A 19,773-nucleotide genomic window follows, 5' to 3' on the forward strand; every position below is an offset into this window, starting at 1 on the left:
TAAAGCTTTTCGCGACCGTGCCGAAAACCGCACATCGTCCACGATGTACGGAGCCCCCTCATGGCAGCTGAAGAACGGCGCGGCAGCAGCGCCCTCACCCCCGACCTCGACTGGAGTCAGGTCCGCGAAACCGTGCTGATGCTCGAACTGGCCGTCGGCCAGATCGATTCGGCGCTGAAGGAAGGCAACAGCTCGGTCGAAGTGCTCACCGACTCCTTCACCTCGATGGCCGGCTACATGCGGATGATGGGCCAGGCCCTCGAATCCCTGCCCGACAACCCCGCCACCGCCGATCTCAAGTCCACCCTGATCGGCCACGCCAGCGAAGTCGCCGGCCGCGTCCAGCGCTCGATCATCGCCTTCCAGTTCTACGACAAGCTGAGTCAGCGCCTGGCCCACGTGTCCCACAGCCTGGAAGCCCTCGGCAGCCTCGTCACCGACCAGCGCAAGCTCTACAACCCCTTCGAATGGGTTGCGCTGCAGGAGAAGATCCGCGCCAAGTATTCCACCCGCGAAGAGCTCGAGATGTTCAACGCGGTGATGCAGGGCATGCCGGTGAAGGAAGCCCTGGAGCACTACAAGGCCGAGATGAAGGACAAAGGCGACGACGTCGAACTCTTCTAGACAGCAGCCGATAAGCCTGCTGCGCGGCCCGATCTCGCGACGGCTTCTCGGCCACCGTCTTGCTTGGCGCAAGCCTGTAGGTCGGACTTCAGTCCGACACCACTCGTCAATCGTGCGGCGTTTGTCGGACTGAAGTCCGACCTACAGGATGTCGGCTTGGGGCCGGATCGCCCGATCGCCCCTCTTTTTTGTAAGCGAATCCACCCGCTGCGCCATGTCGGCGGCAAAGGCGTAAACTCCGCGGCTTTCCGATTCTGCCCACCGGATTCCGCTTCGTCATGCCGCCGTCCGTCATTCATTTTTCCGACCCTGCCCCCGAACCTGTCGAAGACCGCCCCGCCCTTGGCCGGGCGATCGGTTCGCCGCCGCTGCGCCTCACCGCCGAACGCTACGCTGCCGAGGATGGCGCCCTGTCGATCGGCGACTGGACCTGCGAGCCCGGCGCGTGGCGGATCGCCTTCCATCCGGGGCGCCACGAGTTCTTCCAGGTGACGAGCGGGCGGCTGCGCATCGTGGATACCGCCGGCAACGCCCGGGAGTTCGGGCCCGGCGAGGCGGGCATCATCCCCGCCGGTTTCATCGGCACCTTCGAGGTGATCGAGCGCGTCGAGAAGCGTTACGTGATGCTCGACCGGGCCTGAAACGTCGTTTCCAGCCAGCCCGCCAGGGCCTCCGCCGCCTGCGGCCAGGGGCGGTCCAGCATCAGCATGTGGCCGCAGCCTTGCACCGTGACCGACTGCGCCCGCCACGCCAGGGTGGTGAAGAACAGCATCGACGGCGGGAACACCGCATCCACCCCGCCGCCCATCACCAGCGCCGGTATCGCCGGCCGACGCCCGGTGCGCAGGAAGGGCAGCGCCACCATCTCGGCCACCGCCCGGTCCGATTCGCGCTCCATCATCGGCAAAAACTCCACCAGCTCCTGGTGGGGCATCTCCGGCGAGAAGTAGATATCGGTCATCACCTGGAAGGTCGCCTCCGTCGGCCGGCCCGACACCGCGTTGGGCAGCTCCTCGAAGAAATCCGGCCGGGTCAGCGCCAGCCGGCTGGCCGAACCACCGGTGCCCGAAGGCGGCACCGGCGCCATCAGCACGACGCCCGCCGCCTGGCCGCCGCTGGTGAGGTAGCGCTCCACCACCTGGGTGCCCATCGAATGGCCGATCAGCACCGGCAGCGCGGGCAGCCCAGCCACCGCCCGGGCCACGTCGTCGGCGTAGTCGTCGAGGCCGAAGTCATCGATGCGATCGTGCCCGCTGCTCTCGCCGTGGCCGGACAGATCCAGCGCGTAGCAGTCGAAACCCCGTTGATTGAAGAAGGGCACGAAGTGCAGCTGCCAGCATTGGGCGTTGGTGTAGGCGCCGTGGACGAACAGCAGCGGCGGCCGGCCATTGGGGCGCGCGGACGGATGGTGATGGACAGCGAGGGAATGAACGGACATGGGGCGCTTTCGAGCGATGCGGATAACAGCCGCATTCTGTCACGTCATGCCGCCGCGCCGGATGACAACGCGGACGCCCGGGCTAGAATAGCCGGCCCAAAACCATAACCCTTCAGGAGAACACCATGAGCATCCACATCATCGCCCGCTTCACCGCCAAGCCCGACACCATCGACGCCCTGCGCACCCTGCTGCTGGGCATGCTGGCACCGACCCGCAAGGAAGAAGGCTGCATCCGCTACGAGCTGCTCAACAACACCGCCGACGCCACCGACTTCACCTTCGTCGAGGAATGGGCCAGCCAGGCCGCCATCGACGCCCACATGCAGACGCCGCATCTGAAAGCCGTGCTGGTGGATTCCGCCCCGCTGGTGGCCTGCCCGGTGGATGTGCGCTTCCTCACCGCCGCTGCCTGACGCTTCAGCCCTGCACGTCCGACTGCCACGCCTGGGGGTCGGACTGCCAAGTCTGCACCGGCGCCCGCCTAGTGTAGGTCGGACTTCAGTCCGACAAACCCCGCCTGATCAACCCGCGATGTCGGACTGAAGTCCGAACTACAGGGGCTCGAGGAAAGCCGCTCAGACCGTCGCCTGGGCCCGGTTGAACCACGCCAGCTTGTCGGCCAGGGCCACCACTTCGCCCACGATCAGCAGCGCCGGCGGGCGGATGCCGGCGGCGGCGGCCACGTCGGGCAGGGTCGTCAGGGTGCCGGTGACCACCCGCTGGTTGGCGCGGGTGCCGTTTTCCACCAGCGCCGCGGGCGTGTCGGCGCCGCGGCCGTGCTCGATCAAGGCCGCGCAGTGGGCCTGCAGCATGCCTACGCCCATGTAGATCACCGCGGTTTGGTTGGGCCGGGCGAGGGCCACCCAGTCGAGCGCCGATTCGCCGGCCCGGCGGTGGCCGGTGGCGAACACCACCGACTGGGCGTGATCCCGGTGGGTCAGGGGAATCCCCGCATACGCGCCGGCCCCGCAGGCCGCGGTGATGCCCGGCACCACCTCGAAGGGCACGCCGGCTTCCAGCAGTTCCTCCAGTTCCTCGCCGCCGCGCCCGAAGATGAACGGGTCGCCACCCTTGAGCCGCACCACCTGCCGGCCCTCCCGGGCGAGGCGCACCAGCAGGCGGTTGATGTCTTCCTGGGGCAGAGTGTGGTGGCCGGCCTCCTTGCCCACGTAGATGCACTCGGCGTCGGGCCGGGCCAGATCGAGGATGCCGTCGCCCACCAGATGATCGACCACCAGCGTATCGGCGCTGGCGATCAGGCGCGCGGCGCGCAGGGTCAGCAGCTCCGGATCGCCCGGTCCGGCCCCGACGAGGGCCACCCGGCCCGATCCGCCGGCCGGCATGGTGAGCGGCCGCGCGGCATCCGGCGCAAAACCAGCGGGCCCACCCAGCACCTGGTGGAGGAAGGCGCGCAATGCGCCGGCGGCTGGCATTTCCAGACTGGCGGTGACGGGCGGCGGCATGGCGAAACTCCCGGGAATCATGACGACCGGAATCTATCAGCCGAGTCACGTTCTCGAACTTGACCGCTATCAAGGAAGGGGTATAGCCCCCTGGCGCAACCTGAATGGGAAGCGGGACTGTCCGCTCGTTGAGCTCATTTCAAGGGAGATGCACGATGAGAATGTGGAAAACCGGAGCAATCGCGGCGGCCCTGCTGCCGCTGGCCATGTCGCAGGCTTTCGCCGAAGAGGCCAAGACCACCACCAACGCCCCCGAGGCCAAGTATCAGTCGGCCGGCTCGCCGCTGGCCAATGTCGAGATGTACCAGGATATCAATCCGAAGGCCCCGCCGATGAGCAAGGCGGAGTTCGACAAGGCCCGGCAGATCTACTTCGAACGCTGTGCCGGCTGTCACGGCGTGCTGCGCAAGGGCGCCACCGGCAAGCCGCTGACTCCCGAGAAAACCCTCGCCGCCGGCACCGATTACCTGAAGGTCTTCATCAAGTACGGCTCGCCCGCCGGCATGCCCAACTGGGGCACCTCCGGTGAGCTGACCGACGATGAAGTGGATCTGATGGCCCGCTACATCCAGCAGACGCCGCCGCAACCGCCCGAGTTCGGCATGAAGGACATGAAGTCCACCTGGAAGGTCATCGTTCCGCCGGAGCAGCGCCCGACGAAGAAGATGAACAACTACAACATCGCCAACATCTTCTCCACCACCCTGCGCGACACGGGTGAAGTGGCGCTGATCGACGGCGACACCAAGAAGATCATCAACGTGGTCAAGACGGGTTACGCGGTGCACATCTCCCGCCTGTCCGCCTCCGGCCGCTACCTGTTCGTGATCGGCCGCGACGCCAAGATCAACATGATCGACCTGTGGATGGAGAAACCCGATAACGTCGCCGAGATCCGCGTCGGTCTCGAGGCCCGTTCCGTCGACACCTCCAAGTACAAGGGCTACGAAGACAAGCTGGCCATCGCCGGCTCCTACTGGCCGCCCCAGTACGTGATCATGAAGGGGGACACCCTCGAACCGCTGAAGATCATGGCCACCCGCGGCATGACCGTCGGCGAGCAGGAATACCACCCCGAGCCGCGCGTGGCGTCCATCGTGGCCTCGCACTTCAAGCCCGAGTTCGTGGTGAACGTGAAGGAAACCGGCAAGACGCTGATGGTCGACTACACCGACCTCAACGTGATCGCCACCAAGGAAATCCCGGTCGCCAAGTTCCTGCATGACGGCGGTTTCGACAGCTCCAAGCGCTACTTCATGGTCGCGGCCAACCAGTCCAACAAGATTGGCGCCATCGATGTGAAGGACGGCAAGCTGGCCGGCCTGATCGACGTGGGCAAGATCCCGCACCCGGGCCGCGGCGCCAACTTCATCCATCCGAAGTACGGCCCCGTCTGGGCCACCGGCCACCTGGGCGACGAATCCATCGCCCTGATCGGTACCGATCCGGTCAAGCACAAGCAGTATGCCTGGAAGATGGTCGAATCCATCAAGGGCCCCGGCGGCGGTGCGCTGTTCATCAAGAGCCACCCGAAATCCACCCACCTGTACTCCGACACCCCGCTCAACCCGGATCCGAAGCTGTCCCAGTCGGTTGCCGTGTTTGACATCAACAACCTGGCCGCCGGCTACAAGACCCTGCCCATCGGCGAATGGGCCGGCCTGAAGGACGACGGCGCCAAGCGCGTGGTGCAGCCCGAGTACAACAAGGCGGGCGACGAAGTGTGGTTCTCGGTGTGGAGCGCCAAGAACAAGGAATCGGCCATCGTGGTCGTGGATGACAAGACCCTGCAGCTCAAGGCCGTCATCAAGGACCCGCGTCTGATCACCCCGACCGGCCACTTCAACGTGTATAACACCCAGCACGACATCTACTGATCGTCGCCGACCGCCGCCGGCCGGGTTGCCCTGCCGGCGGTTTTTCGCTCAGAAGGAGGATGCAATGAAATACTCGCTGATTCTCGCCGCCCTGCTCGGCACCCTCGCCAGCGGCAGCGCGCTGGCCGATCCGGCCGCCGCCGCCCAGAAAGCCGGCTGCATGGCCTGCCATGCCATGGACAAGAAGCTCGTCGGCCCGGCCTTCAAGGACATCGCCGCCAAGTACAAGGGCCAGGGCGACGCCGTGGCCAAGCTGTCCGACAAGGTCCGCAAGGGCGGCGCCGGCGTGTGGGGCCCGATCCCCATGCCGCCCAACCCCGCGGAAAAGATCAGCGACGGCGACCTGAAGGACGTCGTGGGCTGGATTCTGAAGGGCTGACCTGCGCCCTGCAGGACGAAAGGCGGAGCCGAGGCTCCGCCTTTGTCGTTTTCAGCCCTCGTCCGCGATCCACCTCAAGCGCCCGTGGGCAGCCTCGCCCAACCGCGCCACCAGCGCATCGGCGGCGCTTTCCGGCAGCTTGAAGCGGAAGACCACCTCGTCAGCATGGGTCACATCCGCGATCTCGGCACCGGCCAGTTCCAGCTCGCGCCGTAACAGCCCCTCCAGCGCGTAGGGCACGGCGCAGGCAAGCGTCCGCTGGCGCACGATCGCCACCTTGGTCGCCGTCAGCAGGGCCTGGGCCACCGCGTCGGTGTAGGCCCGCACCAGCCCGCCGGCGCCCAGCTTCACCCCGCCGTAGTAACGCACCACCGTCGCCAGCACGCCATCCAGATCCTGGTGACGCAGCACGTCGAGCATCGGCCGCCCCGCCGTGCCGCCCGGCTCGCCGTCATCCACCGCCGCCGACTGACCACCCGCCAGCAGCGCCCAGCACACGTGGGCCGCACCCGGATGCGCAGCGCGCAGCTCGGCCACCCGCCGCTGGGCCGCGGCCCGGTCGGCCATCGGTTCGACGCAGCCGATGAAGCGGCTTTTCTTGATCAGGATTTCGCTGTGGGCAGGCGCGGCAAGGGTCTGGGACATGGGCCGGAAGGGCGGTGAGACGGGCACCCAAGGATAACGAAATTCGCCCCAGCCACCCGCGCCGGCCCACTTGATGCCCATCAATGACCCTGCTGGCCGGTCGACCTACTGTGGCGGCGTTACCTGAAGGAGTGTCCGATGGACCGTCCGCTGCTGATCCATGTGGCCGTGCTGCTGGGCCTCACCGCCCTGGCGGTGAGCACCGCCCAGTCCGCCGAACCGCCCCAGCCCGACCCGGCCCGCCAGCAGGCGCTGGTGCACCTGGTGCGCCAGGACTGCGGCTCTTGCCACGGCATGCGCCTCGCTGGCGGCCTCGGCCCGGCCCTCACTCCGGCGCGGCTGGCCGACTGGCCGGACGATTCCCTCGTCGCCACCATCCTCCACGGCCGCCCCGGAACCGCCATGCCCGGCTGGCAGCGCTTCGTGACCGAAGCCGAAGCCGGCTGGATTGTCGCCCGCCTCAAGCAAGGCTTCCCGCCCCTGGACTGATCATGCGCGCCCTCAAGCAACTCACCGCCGCCCTCCTCGCCAGCCTGGCCCTTGCCGGCTGCAGCAACCTGCCCGCCGACGCCGTGCGCGGCACCGGCGACCTGGGCGTCGTCATCGAACGCGCCGCCGGCCGCGTGAAGGTGGTCGAGCACAGCCACGACAGCATCCTCGGCACCGTCGACGGCCTCGGCGACCTCTCCCACGCCCACGTGGCCTTCTCGCGCGACGCCCGCTACGCCTACGTGTTCGGCCGCGACGGCGGGCTCACCAAGGTCGATCTGCTCGCCCGGCGCATCGACCGGCGGGTGATCCAGGCCGGCAATTCCATCGGCGGCTCGGTGTCCCAGGATGGCCGGCTGGTGGTCGCCCAGAACTACGAGCCCGGCGGCATCAAGGCCTTCGACGCCGACACCCTCGAGCTCGTCGCCGACGTGCCCGCCGAATACGCCCCGGGCAAGTTCTCCCGCGTGGTGGGCCTGGCCGACATCTCCGGCCAGCGCTTCGTGTATGCGCTGTTCGACGCCGACGAGATCCGCGTCACCGATTTCTCCGACCCGAAGCATCCGGTCACCACCCGCTACCCCGCCGGCCGCCAGCCCTACGACGGCCTGGTGACGCCCGACGGGCGCTACTTCCTGGCCGGGCTGTTCGGCGAGGACGGCATCTCGCTCCTCGACCTGTGGAAGCCCGAGGCCGGCGCGAAGAAGATCCTCGCCGGCTACGGCCGCGGCGAAGAAAAACTGCCGGTCTTCAAGATGCCCCACCTGCGCGGCTGGTCCCTGGCCGCCGGGCAGGCCTGGCTGCCCGCCATCGGCCGCCACGAGGTGCTCGTCGCCGACGCCGCCAGCTGGAAGGAGACCGGCCGCGTGGCCGTGAAAGGCCAGCCGGTGTTCGTGATGGCCCGGCCCGACGGGCGCCAGGTGTGGGTCAACTTCGCCTTCCCCGACAACGAGTGGGTGCAGGTGATCGACACCGTCGAGAAGCGCGTGATCCACACCTTCAGCCCCGGCAAGGCCGTGCTGCACATGGAATTCACCCCCCGCGGCGGCGAGGTGTGGCTGTCCGCCCGGGACAGCAACCGGGTGACGGTGATGGATACCGCCAGTTTCGCGGTCCGCCGCGAGCTTGCTGCCGACGCGCCCTCCGGCATCTTCTTCACCTCCCGCGCCCAGCGGATCGGATTCTGAGATGAACGCCACCGACCTCGAATTCCGCCTCCTCAACGATTTCCAGCGCGGCTTTCCGCTGGTGGCCGAGCCCTGGTCCGCCATTGGCGCCCAGCTTGGCTGTGCGGCATCCGACGTGCTCGCCCAGCTCGCCGCCCTGCGCAACGACGGCAAGATCAGCCGCGTCGGCCCGGTCTTCGCCCCCAACCGCATCGGCGCCAGCACCCTCGCCGCGATGGCCGTGCCGACGACCGACCTGCCCCGGGTGGCGGCCATCGTCAGCGCCTTCGCCGGCGTCAATCACAACTACCGGCGCGAGCACCGCTACAACCTGTGGTTCGTCGCCAACGCCGGCAGCGAAGCCGAGCTCGCCGACCTCCTGGGCACCATGGGCGCCGCCACCGGCTGCCCACCCATCAGCCTGCCGCTGGTCGAGGAATACCACATCGACCTGGGCTTCGACCTCGTCAGCGGCCGGCGTACCCGCCACGCCGTGGGCCTGTCCGCCGGGCGACGCGAACTCGGCGCTACCGAATGGCGCCTGATCCACGCCCTCCACGACGGCCTGCAGTGGCAGCCGCGCCCCTTCCGCGCGGTGGCCGACGCTGCCGGGATGAGCGAAGCCCGCGTGCTCGACACCCTCTCCGGCTGGCTCGGCGAAGGCCTGCTGCGGCGCTTCGGCGTGGTGGTGCGGCACCGTGAGCTCGGCTACCGGGCCAACGCCATGTGTGTGTGGGCCGCGCCGGAAACCGACGTGAGCCGCCTGGGCCACCTGCTTGCCGGGCAGGACGGCGTGAGCCTGTGCTACCGTCGCAAGAGCCCCGGGCCCGAATGGCCCTACACCCTGTTCTGCATGATCCACGGACACAGCCGCGACGCAGTGGAAGCCCGCCGCGACGAGATCGCCGAGAGCGTCGGCCTCGCCGGCCTGCCCGCCGCGGTGCTCTTCTCCACCGACTGCTACAAGCAGTGCGGCGCCCGCTACCACCGCCCCGACGCCGCCAGCCCGCGCCACCTCAGCCAGCCCCTTCCGGGCCTCGCCGCATGAGCACGCCTGCCCGCCCCGCCCCCGCGGCTCTCGACGAGCTCGACCGGCGCATCATCAACGCCCTGCAGGGCGGCTTTCCGATCTCCGACGAGCCCTACCGGGAGGTGGCCGAATCCCTCGGTACCACCGAGGCCGAGCTCCTCGCCCGGCTCGAACGCCTGCTCGCCGACAAGGTGCTGACCCGCTTCGGCCCGATGTTCCAGATCGAACGCCTGGGCGGCCGCTTCGTGCTCGCCGCCCAGGCCGTGCCCGAGGACCGCTTCGCCGAGGTCACCGAGTTGGTCAACGCCCTGCCCGAGGTCGCCCACAACTACCGCCGCGAGCACCGCCTCAACATGTGGTTCGTGCTCGCCACAGAAACCCCCGACGGCATCGCCGACGCCACCCGGCGCATCGAGGCCGCCACCGGGCTGCCGGTCTTCGCCTTTCCCAAGCTGCGCGAATTCTTCGTGGACATGAGGCTCAAGGCATGACTTCCCCCCTTCCGCCCGACGACCTGGACCGTCGCCTCGTCATCGCCACCCAGGCCGGCCTGCCGCTGGTGCCGCGGCCCTACGACCTGCTCGCCGAACAGCTCGGCGTGAGCCCCGACGAGGTGAAACGTCGCCTCGCCGCAATGCTCGACGCTGGCCGCATCCGACGCATCGGCGCGGTGCCCAACCACTACGCCATCGGCTACACCGCCAACGGCATGTCGGTGTGGGATGTGGACGACGCGCGCATCGCCGAGCTCGGCGAAACCATCGGCCGGCTGGATTTCGTCACCCACTGCTACGAACGCCCCCGCGCCCTGCCCGACTGGCCCTACAACCTTTTCGCGATGGTGCACGGCCACGACCGCGCCACCGTGCTCGCCCACATCGACGAGATCGCCGCCCTCCTCGGCCCGGCCTGCCGCAGCCATGACGTGCTGTTCTCCAGCGCCATCCTCAAGAAGGCCGGCCTGCGCATCGGCGAAAGTTGACCTGGACCAAACAACCCGCATTCAGCCCTGGCGCGCTCCCTGGCGGCTGATACATTCAAATTGGCTGGCCCGGACACCGGCCGGACCGGTGGTTTCCGGTGCAGACCAGCCAACTACGAGAACAAGTCAGGGAGCGCAAGATGAACGTCCGCTTATGCCATGCGGCGATTGCGGTCGCCATCCTCACCGGTTGTGCGACTGCTCCGCAGAATCCCATCGCCCTTTCCGAAACCGCCGCCAGCGCTCAGGGTGGTCGCATCGGTGTCGCCATCGCACCGCTGCCCGCGCCGGATACCTATTTCCCCGGCGCCGACTGCCTGCTGTGCTACGCCACCGCCGCCGCCACCAACTCGGCCCTCACCACCCAGACCAAGACCCTCTCGGCCAGCGACGCCCTGCCCCTGCGCGAGGAGATCGCCGCCCTCCTGAAAAAGCGCGGCGCCGACGTGAAGGTGATCGACGGTGAAGTGAAGATCGACGCCCTGCCGGACTTCGCCAGCCAGGCGCCGAACGTCGCCCCGAAGGACTACCGCGGCCTCGGCCAGCAGCACCAGATCGATCACCTCGTGATGATCCGCGTCACCACGGTCGGCTTCACCCGCAACTACGCCAGCTACGTCCCGACCAGCGATCCGAAAGCCACCTTCAACGGCGCGGGCTACATGATCGACATGAAGACCAACGCCTACGAGTGGTATCTGCCCGTGGCCGTCATCAAGAGCGCCGACAAGGTGTGGGACGAACCGCCGGCCTACCCCGGCCTCACCAACGCCTTTTACCAGGCCATCGAAATCGGGCGCGACCAGTTTCTGAAACCCTTTGCCAGCAACGGGGCCACCGCGAGCACCTCAAAATGACCCGGCGCCCATCCTGGCGAAGACGCTGGCTGGCCGCATTGACGCTGATGACGCTCGCCGGCAGCAGCCTCGCCGACGAGCCGCTGCCCCGCTGGTCGCTGCAACTGCCGGCCGACGCGCCCGTGCAGTTCATCGGTGTCGCCAGCCTCGACGAAGACGGCATGGCAGGCACGCCGATGATGTATCCCGCCCCGAACGCTGGCGGGCTCGTGGTCGCCATCCTCACCCACAGCCTGCTCGTCGATTCGGCCCGCAGGGCCCAGCGGGAGAAGCTGCTCGCCGCCGCCAACGCGGTGGTGGCGCCATACCGCGGCGTGCTCGACGGCTTCGGCCACCCGGAGCTGCGCCAGCGGGTGCACCGTCGAGCAAGTCCGATGGCCGCCGACGAGGGTGAACTGGTTGTCGAGAGCGCGCCGATGTTCGCCCTCACCCAGGACGAGAAGGCCATCGTGCTCGACAACCTCATCACCTTCCGGGGCACCCCCGCCGGGCCGCAGGGCGTCTATCAGGGCATCGTGCGGGTGGTCTCCGACCCGGCAAAGGGCACCGAGCCCCGCAGCGACTGGCTTGCCGGTGGCGGCGAGCGGCTGAAGGACGAATGCGCCCGGCTGGTGGCCGAATCCATCGAGATGGCGCTGCTCGACGCCAGGCCCGCCGGGGTGGTGGCGCCGGCCCCACCCGCTCAGCGCACCGTGCGCTACGACGAAGGCGGCACTGAGCGGATGGAGCGCGCGGTGATCGTTCGCCAGCACTGCGGCCGGCTGATCATCCGCAACCTGCGCGGGCACCTCATGTCGGTGCCCACCAAAAGCGCCACGGCCAACTGCCCGCCCTGACGACAGCGACACCCGGATGACTTGAGCAGACATCAGACTTCAGGGACAGCCCGTCTTGCCGTAATTCCTGACTGGTGCGCAGGGGCAAGAAAGACGTCCGCCTCTTGCGTGCCTTCAGTTCAACGCACCCCCGCTTTCACCTGACTGCGCACCATGCCCATCCGTTTCGTCCTCGGCGCCTTTGTCGCCACTTGTCTGAGCCTGCTGGCGGGCCTCGCTGCGGCAGAAGGCAGCGCCCTCACCATCAGCACCAACAACCCCCCCCCTCGACCGCCAGGCGCTGGAGCACATCGCCCGCGAGGGCTTCCACCGCATCGGCGTCGATATCAAGGTGGTGAGCCTGCCCTCCGAACGCTCCCTCGTCGCCGCCAACCTGGGTGAGGTGGACGGCGAAGGGCTTCGCGTCGCCGGCCTGAGCGCCCAGTATCCCAACCTGGTGCAGGTGCCCGAACGCTTCGTGCGGATCAGCTTCGTCGCCTTCGCCAAGGACGCCACGATCCCCCTCGACAACGGTTGGGACAGCCTCAAGCCCTACCGGGTGGCCTTCATCAACGGCTGGAAGATGTTCGAGGCCAACGCCAGCGGCGCCCGGGTGGTGCACAAGGTGGACAAGCCCGACCAGATGTTCCGGATGCTCGACGACGGCCGCGTCGATCTGGTGCTGTACACCCGCGCCGACGGCACGCAGCTGGCCCGCAGCCTGGGCCTCACCAGCATCGCGCCCCTGTCGCCGCCCCTCAGGGACGTGGACATGTACCTCTACCTCCACAAGAAGCACCAGGCCCTGGTGCCGCGCCTCGGCCAGGCACTGCGCGACCTCAAGGCCGACGGCACCTACAACCGCATCCTGTCGGGCATCTACTAGGACCGGGGCATGACCCAACGTCACCCAGCCCTGCCCGAAGCCCCCGCCCACGACCGCCTCGGCCTCACCAGCCGGGTGGCCCGGCGCCTCATGCTGTGGGCGCTGCTGGTGGGCTGCATCGGGATGCTGGCGGTCTCGATCGGCGAATCCTTCTACGCCTACCGGCAGCGGATCGACCACATCGAAGTCCAGCTCGAATCCCTCGGCGAGTTCATCACCCCGTCCCTTGCCAAGAGCGCCTGAGCCTTCGACCGGGAACAGATCGAGCTGCAGATGGCCGGCATCACCGAGCTGGCGGATGTCTCCGCGGTGCGCCTCGACCTCAAGGGCCAGCCGCCCATGCGCTTTGGCGCCACCGAGCTCTCCGACGACCTCCACGAGCACGCCCGCCCGGTGATCTACTTCGAGGACGGCAAGACCCACAACCTGGGCACCCTCACCCTCATCAAGGATCTGAGCGACGACCGGGCGGCGATGGCCCGGATCTGGGTGGCCACCGTCCTCGGCAACGCTGGTGATCCTGCTGGTCACCGCGGTGCTGGCGCTGATCTACCAGACCGTCGTCACCCGCCGGCTGGTGATCATCGCCCGCCGGGTGCGCGAGGTGACCGCCGACGACCTGCGCGACGCCGCCCGCGGCAAGCCCCTCGCCGCCCTGCTGCCGCCCGGCGTCAACCGGGATGAGGTGGACGAGCTGGCGGCCTCCATCGACGCGCTGCAGCTCACTGGCAGCCAGGCCCTGCTGGCCGCCGCCCGCAACGAGGCACGCTTTCGCGCGGTGATCGAGAGCATGACCGAAGGCATGCTCACCACCGACCGGGCCGGGCGCATCCTCTCGGCCAACGCCGCCGCCGAGGACATGCTGGGCTACGAGCGCGGCGAGCTCATCGGCGTGCCGACCGCCAGCCGGATCGGCATCGACAGCACCGAGCGGGACGCCCACCTGCCCGATCTGGGCGAACTCGTCGGCCGGGTATCGGAAGTGCAGGCCCGCCGCAAGGACGGCCATCACTTCGCGGCAGAACTCTCCGTGTCGCGCATGACCGAGCCGGACGACATCCATTTCGTGCTGATCCTGCGCAACCTCGCGGAGCGGCGCAAGGCCGAGATCGCCGAAGCTGCCAGCATCGCCAATAGCGCCTTCCTGGCCAACATGAGCCACGAGATCCGCACCCCGATGAACGCCATCATCGGCATGGCTCACCTGCTGCGCCGCGACGGCGTGACCGCCCGCCAGGCCGAGCGCCTCGACAAGATCAACGTGGCCGGCCAGCACCTGCTGGAGGTCATCGACGCCATCCTCGACCTCTCCAAGATCGAAGCCGGCAAGTTCACCCTCGACGAGACCGAGGTGAACATTGGCGCCATCATCGCCAACGTCTCGTCGATGCTCTACAGCCAGACCCAGGCCAAGAAGCTGCGCCTGCTGGTCGACGCCCAGGGCGTGCCCGACGCGCTGGTGGGCGACCCGATCCGCCTGCAGCAGGCGCTGCTCAACTACGCCACCAACGCGGTCAAGTTCACCGACGCCGGCAGCATCACCCTGCGCGCCCTCCCGGTGGAGGACACGCCCGACAGCGTGCTGATGCGCTTCGAGGTGGAAGACACCGGCATCGGCCTCGCGCCGGAGGTGGCCGAGCGCCTGTTCTCCAACTTCGAGCAGGCCGACAACTCCACCACCCGCCGCTACGGCGGCACCGGGCTGGGGCTGGCGATCACCCGCCGCTTCGCCCAGCTGATGGGTGGCGACGCCGGCGTGGTCAGCGCCCCCGAATCGGGCAGCCGGTTCTGGTTCACCGCCCGCCTGCAGAAGGGCAGCGCGGCCACCAGCACCCCCGACCGGACCGCCGACTGCTCGGCCGAGGAAGCCCTGATCCGCGACTACCGGGGCCGGCGCATTCTCATCGTCGAGGACGAGGAGGTGAACCGGGAAGTTACCCTGTGCCTGCTCGAAGACCTGCAGCTCAAGGTCGATATCGCCGAGGACGGCCAGCAGGCCGTCGAGCTGGCCCGCCGCAACGCCTACGACCTGATCCTGATGGACATGCAGATGCCGGTGATGGACGGCCCCGGCGCCACCCGGGCGATCCGCGCACTCCCCGGCGGCGCCCAGGTGCCCATCGTGGCCATGACCGCCAACGCCTTCGCCGAAGACAAGGCCCGCTGCTTCGAGGCCGGAATGAACGACTTCATCGCCAAGCCCGTCGACCCCGACCACCTCTTCGAAACCCTGCTCAAGTGGCTGTCCCGGAGCGGCCCGGCGCCAGGCTAGCCTTCCAGCCGCTTCACCAGCGTGAATACCGCCTGATGGGTGGGCGCCGGCAGGCCGTGGCGCACCGCCAGCGCCAGCAGCACGCCGGTGATCGCGTCGATCTCGGTCTTCCGGCCGGCCAGCACGTCCTGAAGCATGCTCGCCCGGTTGGCGCCGGTGGCGGTGGCGACGGCCTCGACCCGCGCCCGGGCGGCGGCCTCGTCGAGCAGCAGCCCTTCGGCCCTCAGCACCGGCCAGGCCTCGGCCACCAGCGCGTCCAGCAGCGCCCGGTGGGGCGGCGCCAGCAGCTCGCCGTTGCGCACCCGGAAGATCGCCGCCAGCGGGTTGATCGCCACGTTGACCAGCAGCTTGGCGAGGCGCGCGGCGGCGATGTCGGGCTCGACCCGGGCGCGCAGCCCGGCCGCGACAAGCAGCTCGGCCACCGGCTCGAAGCCCGGCGGCAGCAGGGTGTCGCCGGCGCCGGAAGGCTGCACCGCGCTGCCATCCCGAAACGCCCCTTCGGTTGTGATGCCCTGCCCCGCCAGCACGCCGGCGCAGGCTTCGCGCAGCACCTCGTCCACCAGCCCGTTCTGCAGGGACACCACGCCCCGGGGCGCCATCGCCCGGGCGGCGAGCGCCGCGTCGCGGGTGTCGCCGGTCTTCACCAGCACGATCAGCCAGTCGGCGCCGGGCGCATCGTCGGGGCCGAAGGCTTCGGGGACGAACCTCTCGCCGCCCACCGTCACGCCTTTCCGCAGATCCGCCGCCCGTTCGCCGCTGCGGGCGATCACCGCCACCCGGCCGACCTTCGCCAGCCGGGCCGCAAAGTGCAGCCCCAGCGCCCCGGCGCCGACGATCGCCAGCGGATAGCGCCCGGCCGTCACCGCGCCGCCCCCGGGCTGATGCTGAGGGTGCCGCCCTGCTGCACCAGGCTGAAGTGGCGCAGCACGTTCATCCCCAAGAGCGCGTGGTCGCCCAGCGCGGGCATCACCGCCACCTGGGCGTTGCGCACCTCGAAGCCGCCGAAGCGGATCGACGGCACCCGGGCCACGCAGCCCTCGGTGGTGCCGCTGGCGGTGTGGAAGGTCTCGCGGCGGCAGCAGCCGGGCTCGTCGGCGCGGCTGGTGTCGAAACCCACCGCCGGACATTCGCGGATGCCCAGCTCGGCCCCCAGCCGGGCGGGGATCGAGGTGAGGCTGGCGCCCGTATCGACGATGAAGCTCACCGGCCGCGACGCCACCTCGCCGGGCACCCGGTAGCCGCCGCCGCTGCCCCGGCGCAGCTCCAGGCGATCGCCGGGGAGCACGCGCACGCCCGTGTCGCCGCGCTGGTGGTCGAGCCACAGGCTGGCGCCGAAGGCGGCGAGGGCCAGCAGCGCCGTCCAGAACAGCGCCGGGCCCAGCCAGCCGGACGGGCCGCCGCCGGAAGGCTGGCGCGGCGCCTCGCCGGTATTCAGGCGCGCCCGTACGGCTGCCACGCGGGCGTCCTTCTCGGCGTTGCTGCGGCGGAAGCGTGCCGCCTGGGCATCGCGGTCATCGTCGGTCATGGGGGTCTCCGAAGATTCGTCGGAACGGGGTTGGGCAATCAGCCCGCCGGCCGCGGCGGAACGGGGTTGGGCAATCAGCCCGCCGGCCGCGGCGGAACGGGTTCGTCCGGCGGCGGAGTGGGCGGCGTCCAGTCGGGGGCCGGGGCCACCGGCACGGGCGGTGCCTCGGGCTCAGCCGGCGGCGCTTCCGGCCGGGCTGCACGGCGGCTGCGGCGGGGTTCGGGGGGCGGCGCCTCTGGCTCGGCGCTGGCGAACAGCCCGGTCACCCAGTTCCAGCCGCGCCGGAACAAGCCCGGCGTCTCCTTCGACACGAAGCGCGCCTTGCCATCCACCAGCCGGTTGCGCAGGGCGAAGTGGAAGGCGTCGCCCACGATCGGCAGCGCGCTCCTGGCGCCCTGGCCCCAGTAGTCGCTGCGCAGGGTGATCCGGTTGTCGTTGAAGCCCACCCACGCGCCGCCCACCAGCTGCGGGTGCATCAGGATGAACCAGCCGTCGGTGTTGTCCTGGGTGGTGCCGGTCTTGCCGGCGAGGTCGGCGGAGAGCCCGAACTGGTTGCGGATCGCCACGCCGGTGCCCCGGTCCACCACGCCGCGCATCACATCCAGCAGCGTCCACGCCGCGGCGGGATCGAGGGCTTTCTCCGGCTCGGCCGGCGCGAACTCGGCCAGCACCTTGCCATCCTTGTCCTCGATGCGGGCCACGAACATCGGCTCGCGGTATTCGCCGCCGCTGGCGATGGTGGTGTAGGCGGCAACCATCTCGCGCAGCGTCACCGGGCTGGTGCCCAGGGCCAGGGACGGCACCGCCTCCAGGGGGCTCTGGCGCACGCCCATGGCCTTGGCGAGCTTCGCCACCCGGTCCGCCCCCACCTGCTCCACCAGCTGGGCGGTGATGCGGTTGCGGGAATACACCAGCCCGTCGCGCAGCGTCATCGGTTTGCCGCTGGGGGGCGCCTCGTCGGTGGGCTGCCAGCGCTCGCCGTTGGGGAGCGGGATGTCCACCGGCTGGTCGATCAGCGTGTCGTCCGGGCGCAGGCCCTTGTCGAAGGCGGCGCCATACACGAAGGGCTTGAAGGTGGAGCCGGGCTGGCGGCGGGCCTGCTGCACGTGATCGAAGGGGTCCTGCACGAAATCCCGGCTGCCCACCCAGGCGCGGATCTGGCCGCCCCGCGGGTCGATGGCCACAAAGCCCACCTGCACGCGGGTCTTGTCGCGGCGCAGGGCGTCGATGAAGGCCTTGTCGGCGGCGAGGCGGGCCTCGGCCTCCTCCGGCGTCTGGCCGGCGGCCACGGCGGCGCGGAATTCCTTCGATTCGCGGATGAAGGCCGAGACAAGCTCAGGGCTGCCGGCCCAGCCCTTGCGCCCGGCCCAGGCCTGATCGGCCAGGCCCTGCAGCTGATTGCCGCGGCGGATCACCGCCTGGGTGGCCTGGGCCTGCAGGCGCGCGTCGATCGTGGTGCGCACCACCAGCCCGTCGGCGTAGATGTTGTAGTCGTTGCTGTCGGCCCAGCCGATCAGCCACTTGCGCACCTGCTGGGCAAAGTGGGGCGCCGGGCCGGGGGCTTCGAGCTGACGCTCGAAGTCGATGCGCAGGGGCTTCTTCTGCAGGGCGTCCAGCCGGCCTTCATCCAGCTTGCCGCGCTTCACCATCTGGGCCAGCACGGTGTTGCGACGGGCCACCGCGCGCTCGGGGTTGATCACCGGGTTGTAGTAGCTGTTGCCCTTGAGCATGCCCACCAGGGTGGCGGCCTCCAGCACGTCGAGCCTGCGCGCCGGCTTGTCGAAATAGGTGCGCGCCGCCATCTCGATGCCCCAGGCGTTGTAGAGGAAGGGCACGGTGTTGAGGTAGGTCTCGAGGATTTCGTCCTTCGAATACACCGCCTCGATCTTCAGCGCGGTGATCGCCTCCTTCAGCTTGCGGTTGATGGAGCGGGCGCGGCCTACTTCGTCCGGGAAGAGGTTGCGGGCGAGCTGCTGGGTGAGCGTCGAGCCGCCCTGCTTGTCGCCCGAGAAGGTGCGCAGCATCGCCCCGCCCAGGCGGTAGAAGTCGATGCCGTGGTGATCAAAAAAGCGGTGGTCCTCGGTGGCGATCAGCGCGGCCGTCACCTGCGGCGAGATGTCCGCCAGCCCCACCCACTCCCGGTTGGCCCACTTGAACACCGCCAGCTCCTTGCCATCCGTCGACAACACCCGCGCCGGCTGCTCCACCTTGGCCTTGCGGATGTCGCCGATCCCCGGCGTGAAGGGGATCAGCACCAGCACATAGGCCACGAAAGCCAGCACCACGCCCAGCGCCCCCCGGCGAACCTCCCGCCCCGTGGGCCGACGCAGACGGGCCAGCAGCGGGCGAAAGCGGTCGAAGGTGCGCAGCAAGGCGGGCGGGAGCGACATCGGGCGAAGGCTTAGACGGGGGGAAGGCGGGTTTTTAACACATCCGCACGCCCTCTTCTGCCCCCACAGCCCTGCGGCAATCCTGCCAGCACCAGACGGCGCGGCAATCCGCGCCACCCCGAAGGGCACAACGGCGTGATCGGCCAGCGCTTCGGGCCCGCCCCCCAACCACCCTGATGCCGCCGCCAGGACGCACCGGATGTGCTGTGGAGCGGCGCTGACGGCACGCCCCCAAAGCCATCCAGAAGGCATTGAATTGGGATATCATCACCCCCCCGCAAATGACATAACGCTAAACCCGTGGTCATCGCCAGCGTTTTTCATCCACACCCAGGAGCCCTCTGATGAATCAAAACCTCGTATCCATCGAATTCAGCCCGGCCGAGCTCGACGCCATCGACGGCGCCCTGGCGGTGCTTGAAGCCAAGCTCGACCGGCTCATCGTGCTCAGCCCCGAGCAGCGCCACCAGGCCCTCAAGATGGGCGACAAATCCGAGGTGTTCTGCCGCCAGACCGAGATGGTGCTGCGCCAGAACCCCGGCATGGTGCCCGGCGATTTCTCGCTGGAAGAATACCGCCTCGATCTGGCCGCCCTCGACGCCCTGCGCCCCCGCCTGCAGCGCCTGCGCACCCTCACCGACCGCGCCGACGACACCGAGCTGGCCCTGGGCAGCGACATCATGAGCGCCGCCCTCGACGGCTACCGCTTCGCCAAGATCGCCGGCAAAGGCACCGCGCTCGATTCCCTCAAGGAAGCCATGCAGAGCCGCCTCTCCCGCAAGCCCCGCGACCCAGGCAAACCCGCGGCCTGATCGCCGCCCCGCGCCTGCGCCTCGCCAACCGGCGGGGCGGCTGCGGCGCCCCAGGGCCGGCGCTCAACATCTCACCGGCCCTGCTCCACGACCGGCTCTCCCATCCCCTGGCCCGGCCCG

Annotated in this window: 23 protein-coding genes; 17 read left to right on the plus strand and 6 right to left on the minus strand. The window is 69.2% G+C overall.

The window, feature by feature from the left end; genetic code table 11:
• The first annotated feature begins 60 nt into the window (after window positions 1-60).
• A complete protein-coding gene (locus GH681_RS17890) occupies window positions 61-624 on the plus strand; it encodes a hypothetical protein (RefSeq protein WP_153162902.1) in 564 nt (187 codons plus the stop codon).
• Window positions 625-902: 278 nt separating this feature from the next.
• Window positions 903-1,265 (plus strand): cupin domain-containing protein, encoded by a 363-nt coding sequence (locus tag GH681_RS17895; RefSeq protein WP_153162903.1) that lies wholly within the window; start codon window positions 903-905, stop codon window positions 1,263-1,265.
• On the opposite strand, the gene GH681_RS17900 is transcribed toward GH681_RS17895, so the two are convergent.
• Window positions 1,241-2,062, minus strand: a complete 822-nt coding sequence (locus GH681_RS17900) for an alpha/beta hydrolase (protein WP_153162904.1) — start codon at window positions 2,060-2,062, stop codon at window positions 1,241-1,243. The two genes, GH681_RS17895 and GH681_RS17900, sit on opposite strands and share 25 nt — an antisense overlap.
• Window positions 2,063-2,187: 125 nt before the next feature.
• On the opposite strand from GH681_RS17900, the gene GH681_RS17905 reads away from it, so the two are divergent.
• A complete protein-coding gene (locus GH681_RS17905; protein WP_153162905.1) occupies window positions 2,188-2,478 on the plus strand; it encodes a putative quinol monooxygenase in 291 nt (96 codons plus the stop codon).
• Between the two features lie 162 nt (window positions 2,479-2,640).
• Here the strand turns inward: GH681_RS17905 and cobA are convergent, their stop codons facing one another.
• Window positions 2,641-3,408 (minus strand): uroporphyrinogen-III C-methyltransferase, encoded by a 768-nt coding sequence (gene cobA, locus GH681_RS17910; RefSeq protein ID WP_228111968.1) that lies wholly within the window; start codon window positions 3,406-3,408, stop codon window positions 2,641-2,643.
• Window positions 3,409-3,683: 275 nt separating this feature from the next.
• Here cobA and GH681_RS17915 point away from each other — a divergent pair, with 275 nt between their 5' ends.
• Together GH681_RS17915 and GH681_RS17920 are read left to right on the plus strand one after the other, a co-directional pair.
• Entirely contained in the window at window positions 3,684-5,405 is a 1,722-nt protein-coding gene (locus GH681_RS17915; protein ID WP_153162907.1) for a cytochrome D1 domain-containing protein, read from the plus strand.
• 64 nt (window positions 5,406-5,469) lie between these two features.
• The gene (locus tag GH681_RS17920; protein ID WP_153162908.1) at window positions 5,470-5,784 is read left to right on the plus strand and encodes a c-type cytochrome; all 315 of its coding nucleotides are present in this window, start codon (window positions 5,470-5,472) and stop codon (window positions 5,782-5,784) included.
• A gap of 51 nt (window positions 5,785-5,835) precedes the next feature.
• Here the strand turns inward: GH681_RS17920 and GH681_RS17925 are convergent, their stop codons facing one another.
• Entirely contained in the window at window positions 5,836-6,429 is a 594-nt protein-coding gene (locus GH681_RS17925; protein ID WP_153162935.1) for a YigZ family protein, read from the minus strand.
• 138 nt (window positions 6,430-6,567) lie between these two features.
• Between GH681_RS17925 and GH681_RS17930 the strand changes: the two genes are divergently transcribed.
• The 11 genes from GH681_RS17930 (at window position 6,568) to GH681_RS17975 (ending at window position 14,926) form a co-directional block, all read left to right on the plus strand.
• On the plus strand, window positions 6,568-6,918 hold the full coding sequence (locus tag GH681_RS17930; protein WP_153162909.1) for a cytochrome c: 351 nt from the start codon (window positions 6,568-6,570) through the stop codon (window positions 6,916-6,918).
• Between the two features lie 2 nt (window positions 6,919-6,920).
• Window positions 6,921-8,105: a cytochrome D1 domain-containing protein gene (locus tag GH681_RS17935; protein WP_153162910.1), complete on the plus strand. Its 1,185-nt coding sequence runs from the start codon at window positions 6,921-6,923 to the stop codon at window positions 8,103-8,105.
• A gap of 1 nt (window position 8,106) precedes the next feature.
• Window positions 8,107-9,132, plus strand: a complete 1,026-nt coding sequence (locus GH681_RS17940; RefSeq protein ID WP_194271270.1) for an Lrp/AsnC family transcriptional regulator — start codon at window positions 8,107-8,109, stop codon at window positions 9,130-9,132.
• A complete protein-coding gene (locus tag GH681_RS17945; protein WP_153162911.1) occupies window positions 9,129-9,605 on the plus strand; it encodes an AsnC family transcriptional regulator in 477 nt (158 codons plus the stop codon). The genes GH681_RS17940 and GH681_RS17945 overlap by 4 nt, the downstream gene beginning before the upstream one ends.
• Window positions 9,602-10,096: an AsnC family transcriptional regulator gene (locus GH681_RS17950; RefSeq protein WP_153162912.1), complete on the plus strand. Its 495-nt coding sequence runs from the start codon at window positions 9,602-9,604 to the stop codon at window positions 10,094-10,096. Before GH681_RS17945 ends, GH681_RS17950 begins: the two co-directional genes overlap by 4 nt.
• A gap of 140 nt (window positions 10,097-10,236) precedes the next feature.
• The gene (locus GH681_RS17955; RefSeq protein WP_153162913.1) at window positions 10,237-10,953 is read left to right on the plus strand and encodes a hypothetical protein; all 717 of its coding nucleotides are present in this window, start codon (window positions 10,237-10,239) and stop codon (window positions 10,951-10,953) included.
• A gap of 47 nt (window positions 10,954-11,000) precedes the next feature.
• Window positions 11,001-11,789, plus strand: coding sequence for a hypothetical protein (locus tag GH681_RS17960; protein WP_153162914.1), 789 nt, complete (start codon window positions 11,001-11,003; stop codon window positions 11,787-11,789).
• 334 nt (window positions 11,790-12,123) lie between these two features.
• The gene (locus GH681_RS17965) at window positions 12,124-12,654 is read left to right on the plus strand and encodes an ABC transporter substrate-binding protein (RefSeq protein ID WP_194271271.1); all 531 of its coding nucleotides are present in this window, start codon (window positions 12,124-12,126) and stop codon (window positions 12,652-12,654) included.
• A 9-nt stretch (window positions 12,655-12,663) separates the two neighbouring features.
• Complete coding sequence (locus tag GH681_RS17970; RefSeq protein WP_153162916.1) at window positions 12,664-12,897, plus strand: hypothetical protein; 234 nt, start codon at window positions 12,664-12,666, stop codon at window positions 12,895-12,897.
• A 30-nt stretch (window positions 12,898-12,927) separates the two neighbouring features.
• A complete protein-coding gene (locus GH681_RS23765) occupies window positions 12,928-13,338 on the plus strand; it encodes a hypothetical protein (RefSeq protein ID WP_228111967.1) in 411 nt (136 codons plus the stop codon).
• A gap of 1 nt (window position 13,339) precedes the next feature.
• Window positions 13,340-14,926, plus strand: a complete 1,587-nt coding sequence (locus GH681_RS17975) for a response regulator (protein ID WP_228111969.1) — start codon at window positions 13,340-13,342, stop codon at window positions 14,924-14,926.
• Here the strand turns inward: GH681_RS17975 and GH681_RS17980 are convergent.
• The 3 genes from GH681_RS17980 to GH681_RS17990 form a co-directional block, all read right to left on the minus strand.
• Window positions 14,923-15,789 (minus strand): ketopantoate reductase family protein, encoded by an 867-nt coding sequence (locus GH681_RS17980; RefSeq protein WP_153162918.1) that lies wholly within the window; start codon window positions 15,787-15,789, stop codon window positions 14,923-14,925. The two genes, GH681_RS17975 and GH681_RS17980, sit on opposite strands and share 4 nt — an antisense overlap.
• Window positions 15,786-16,451 (minus strand): TIGR02281 family clan AA aspartic protease, encoded by a 666-nt coding sequence (locus tag GH681_RS17985; protein ID WP_153162919.1) that lies wholly within the window; start codon window positions 16,449-16,451, stop codon window positions 15,786-15,788. The genes GH681_RS17980 and GH681_RS17985 overlap by 4 nt, the downstream gene beginning before the upstream one ends.
• Before the next feature lie 74 nt (window positions 16,452-16,525).
• Window positions 16,526-18,841 carry a penicillin-binding protein 1A gene (locus GH681_RS17990; RefSeq protein ID WP_153162920.1) on the minus strand — a complete coding sequence of 772 codons (2,316 nt, stop codon included), beginning with the start codon at window positions 18,839-18,841 and terminating at the stop codon, window positions 16,526-16,528.
• A gap of 344 nt (window positions 18,842-19,185) precedes the next feature.
• On the opposite strand from GH681_RS17990, the gene GH681_RS17995 reads away from it, so the two are divergent.
• Window positions 19,186-19,653 carry a hypothetical protein gene (locus GH681_RS17995; protein ID WP_153162921.1) on the plus strand — a complete coding sequence of 156 codons (468 nt, stop codon included), beginning with the start codon at window positions 19,186-19,188 and terminating at the stop codon, window positions 19,651-19,653.
• Window positions 19,654-19,773: the final 120 nt, after the last annotated feature.

Origin of the sequence: Zoogloea sp. 1C4, from assembly GCF_009469605.1 — a bacterium.
In the GTDB taxonomy this organism is placed as follows: Bacteria; Pseudomonadota; Gammaproteobacteria; order Burkholderiales; family Rhodocyclaceae; genus Zoogloea; species Zoogloea oryzae.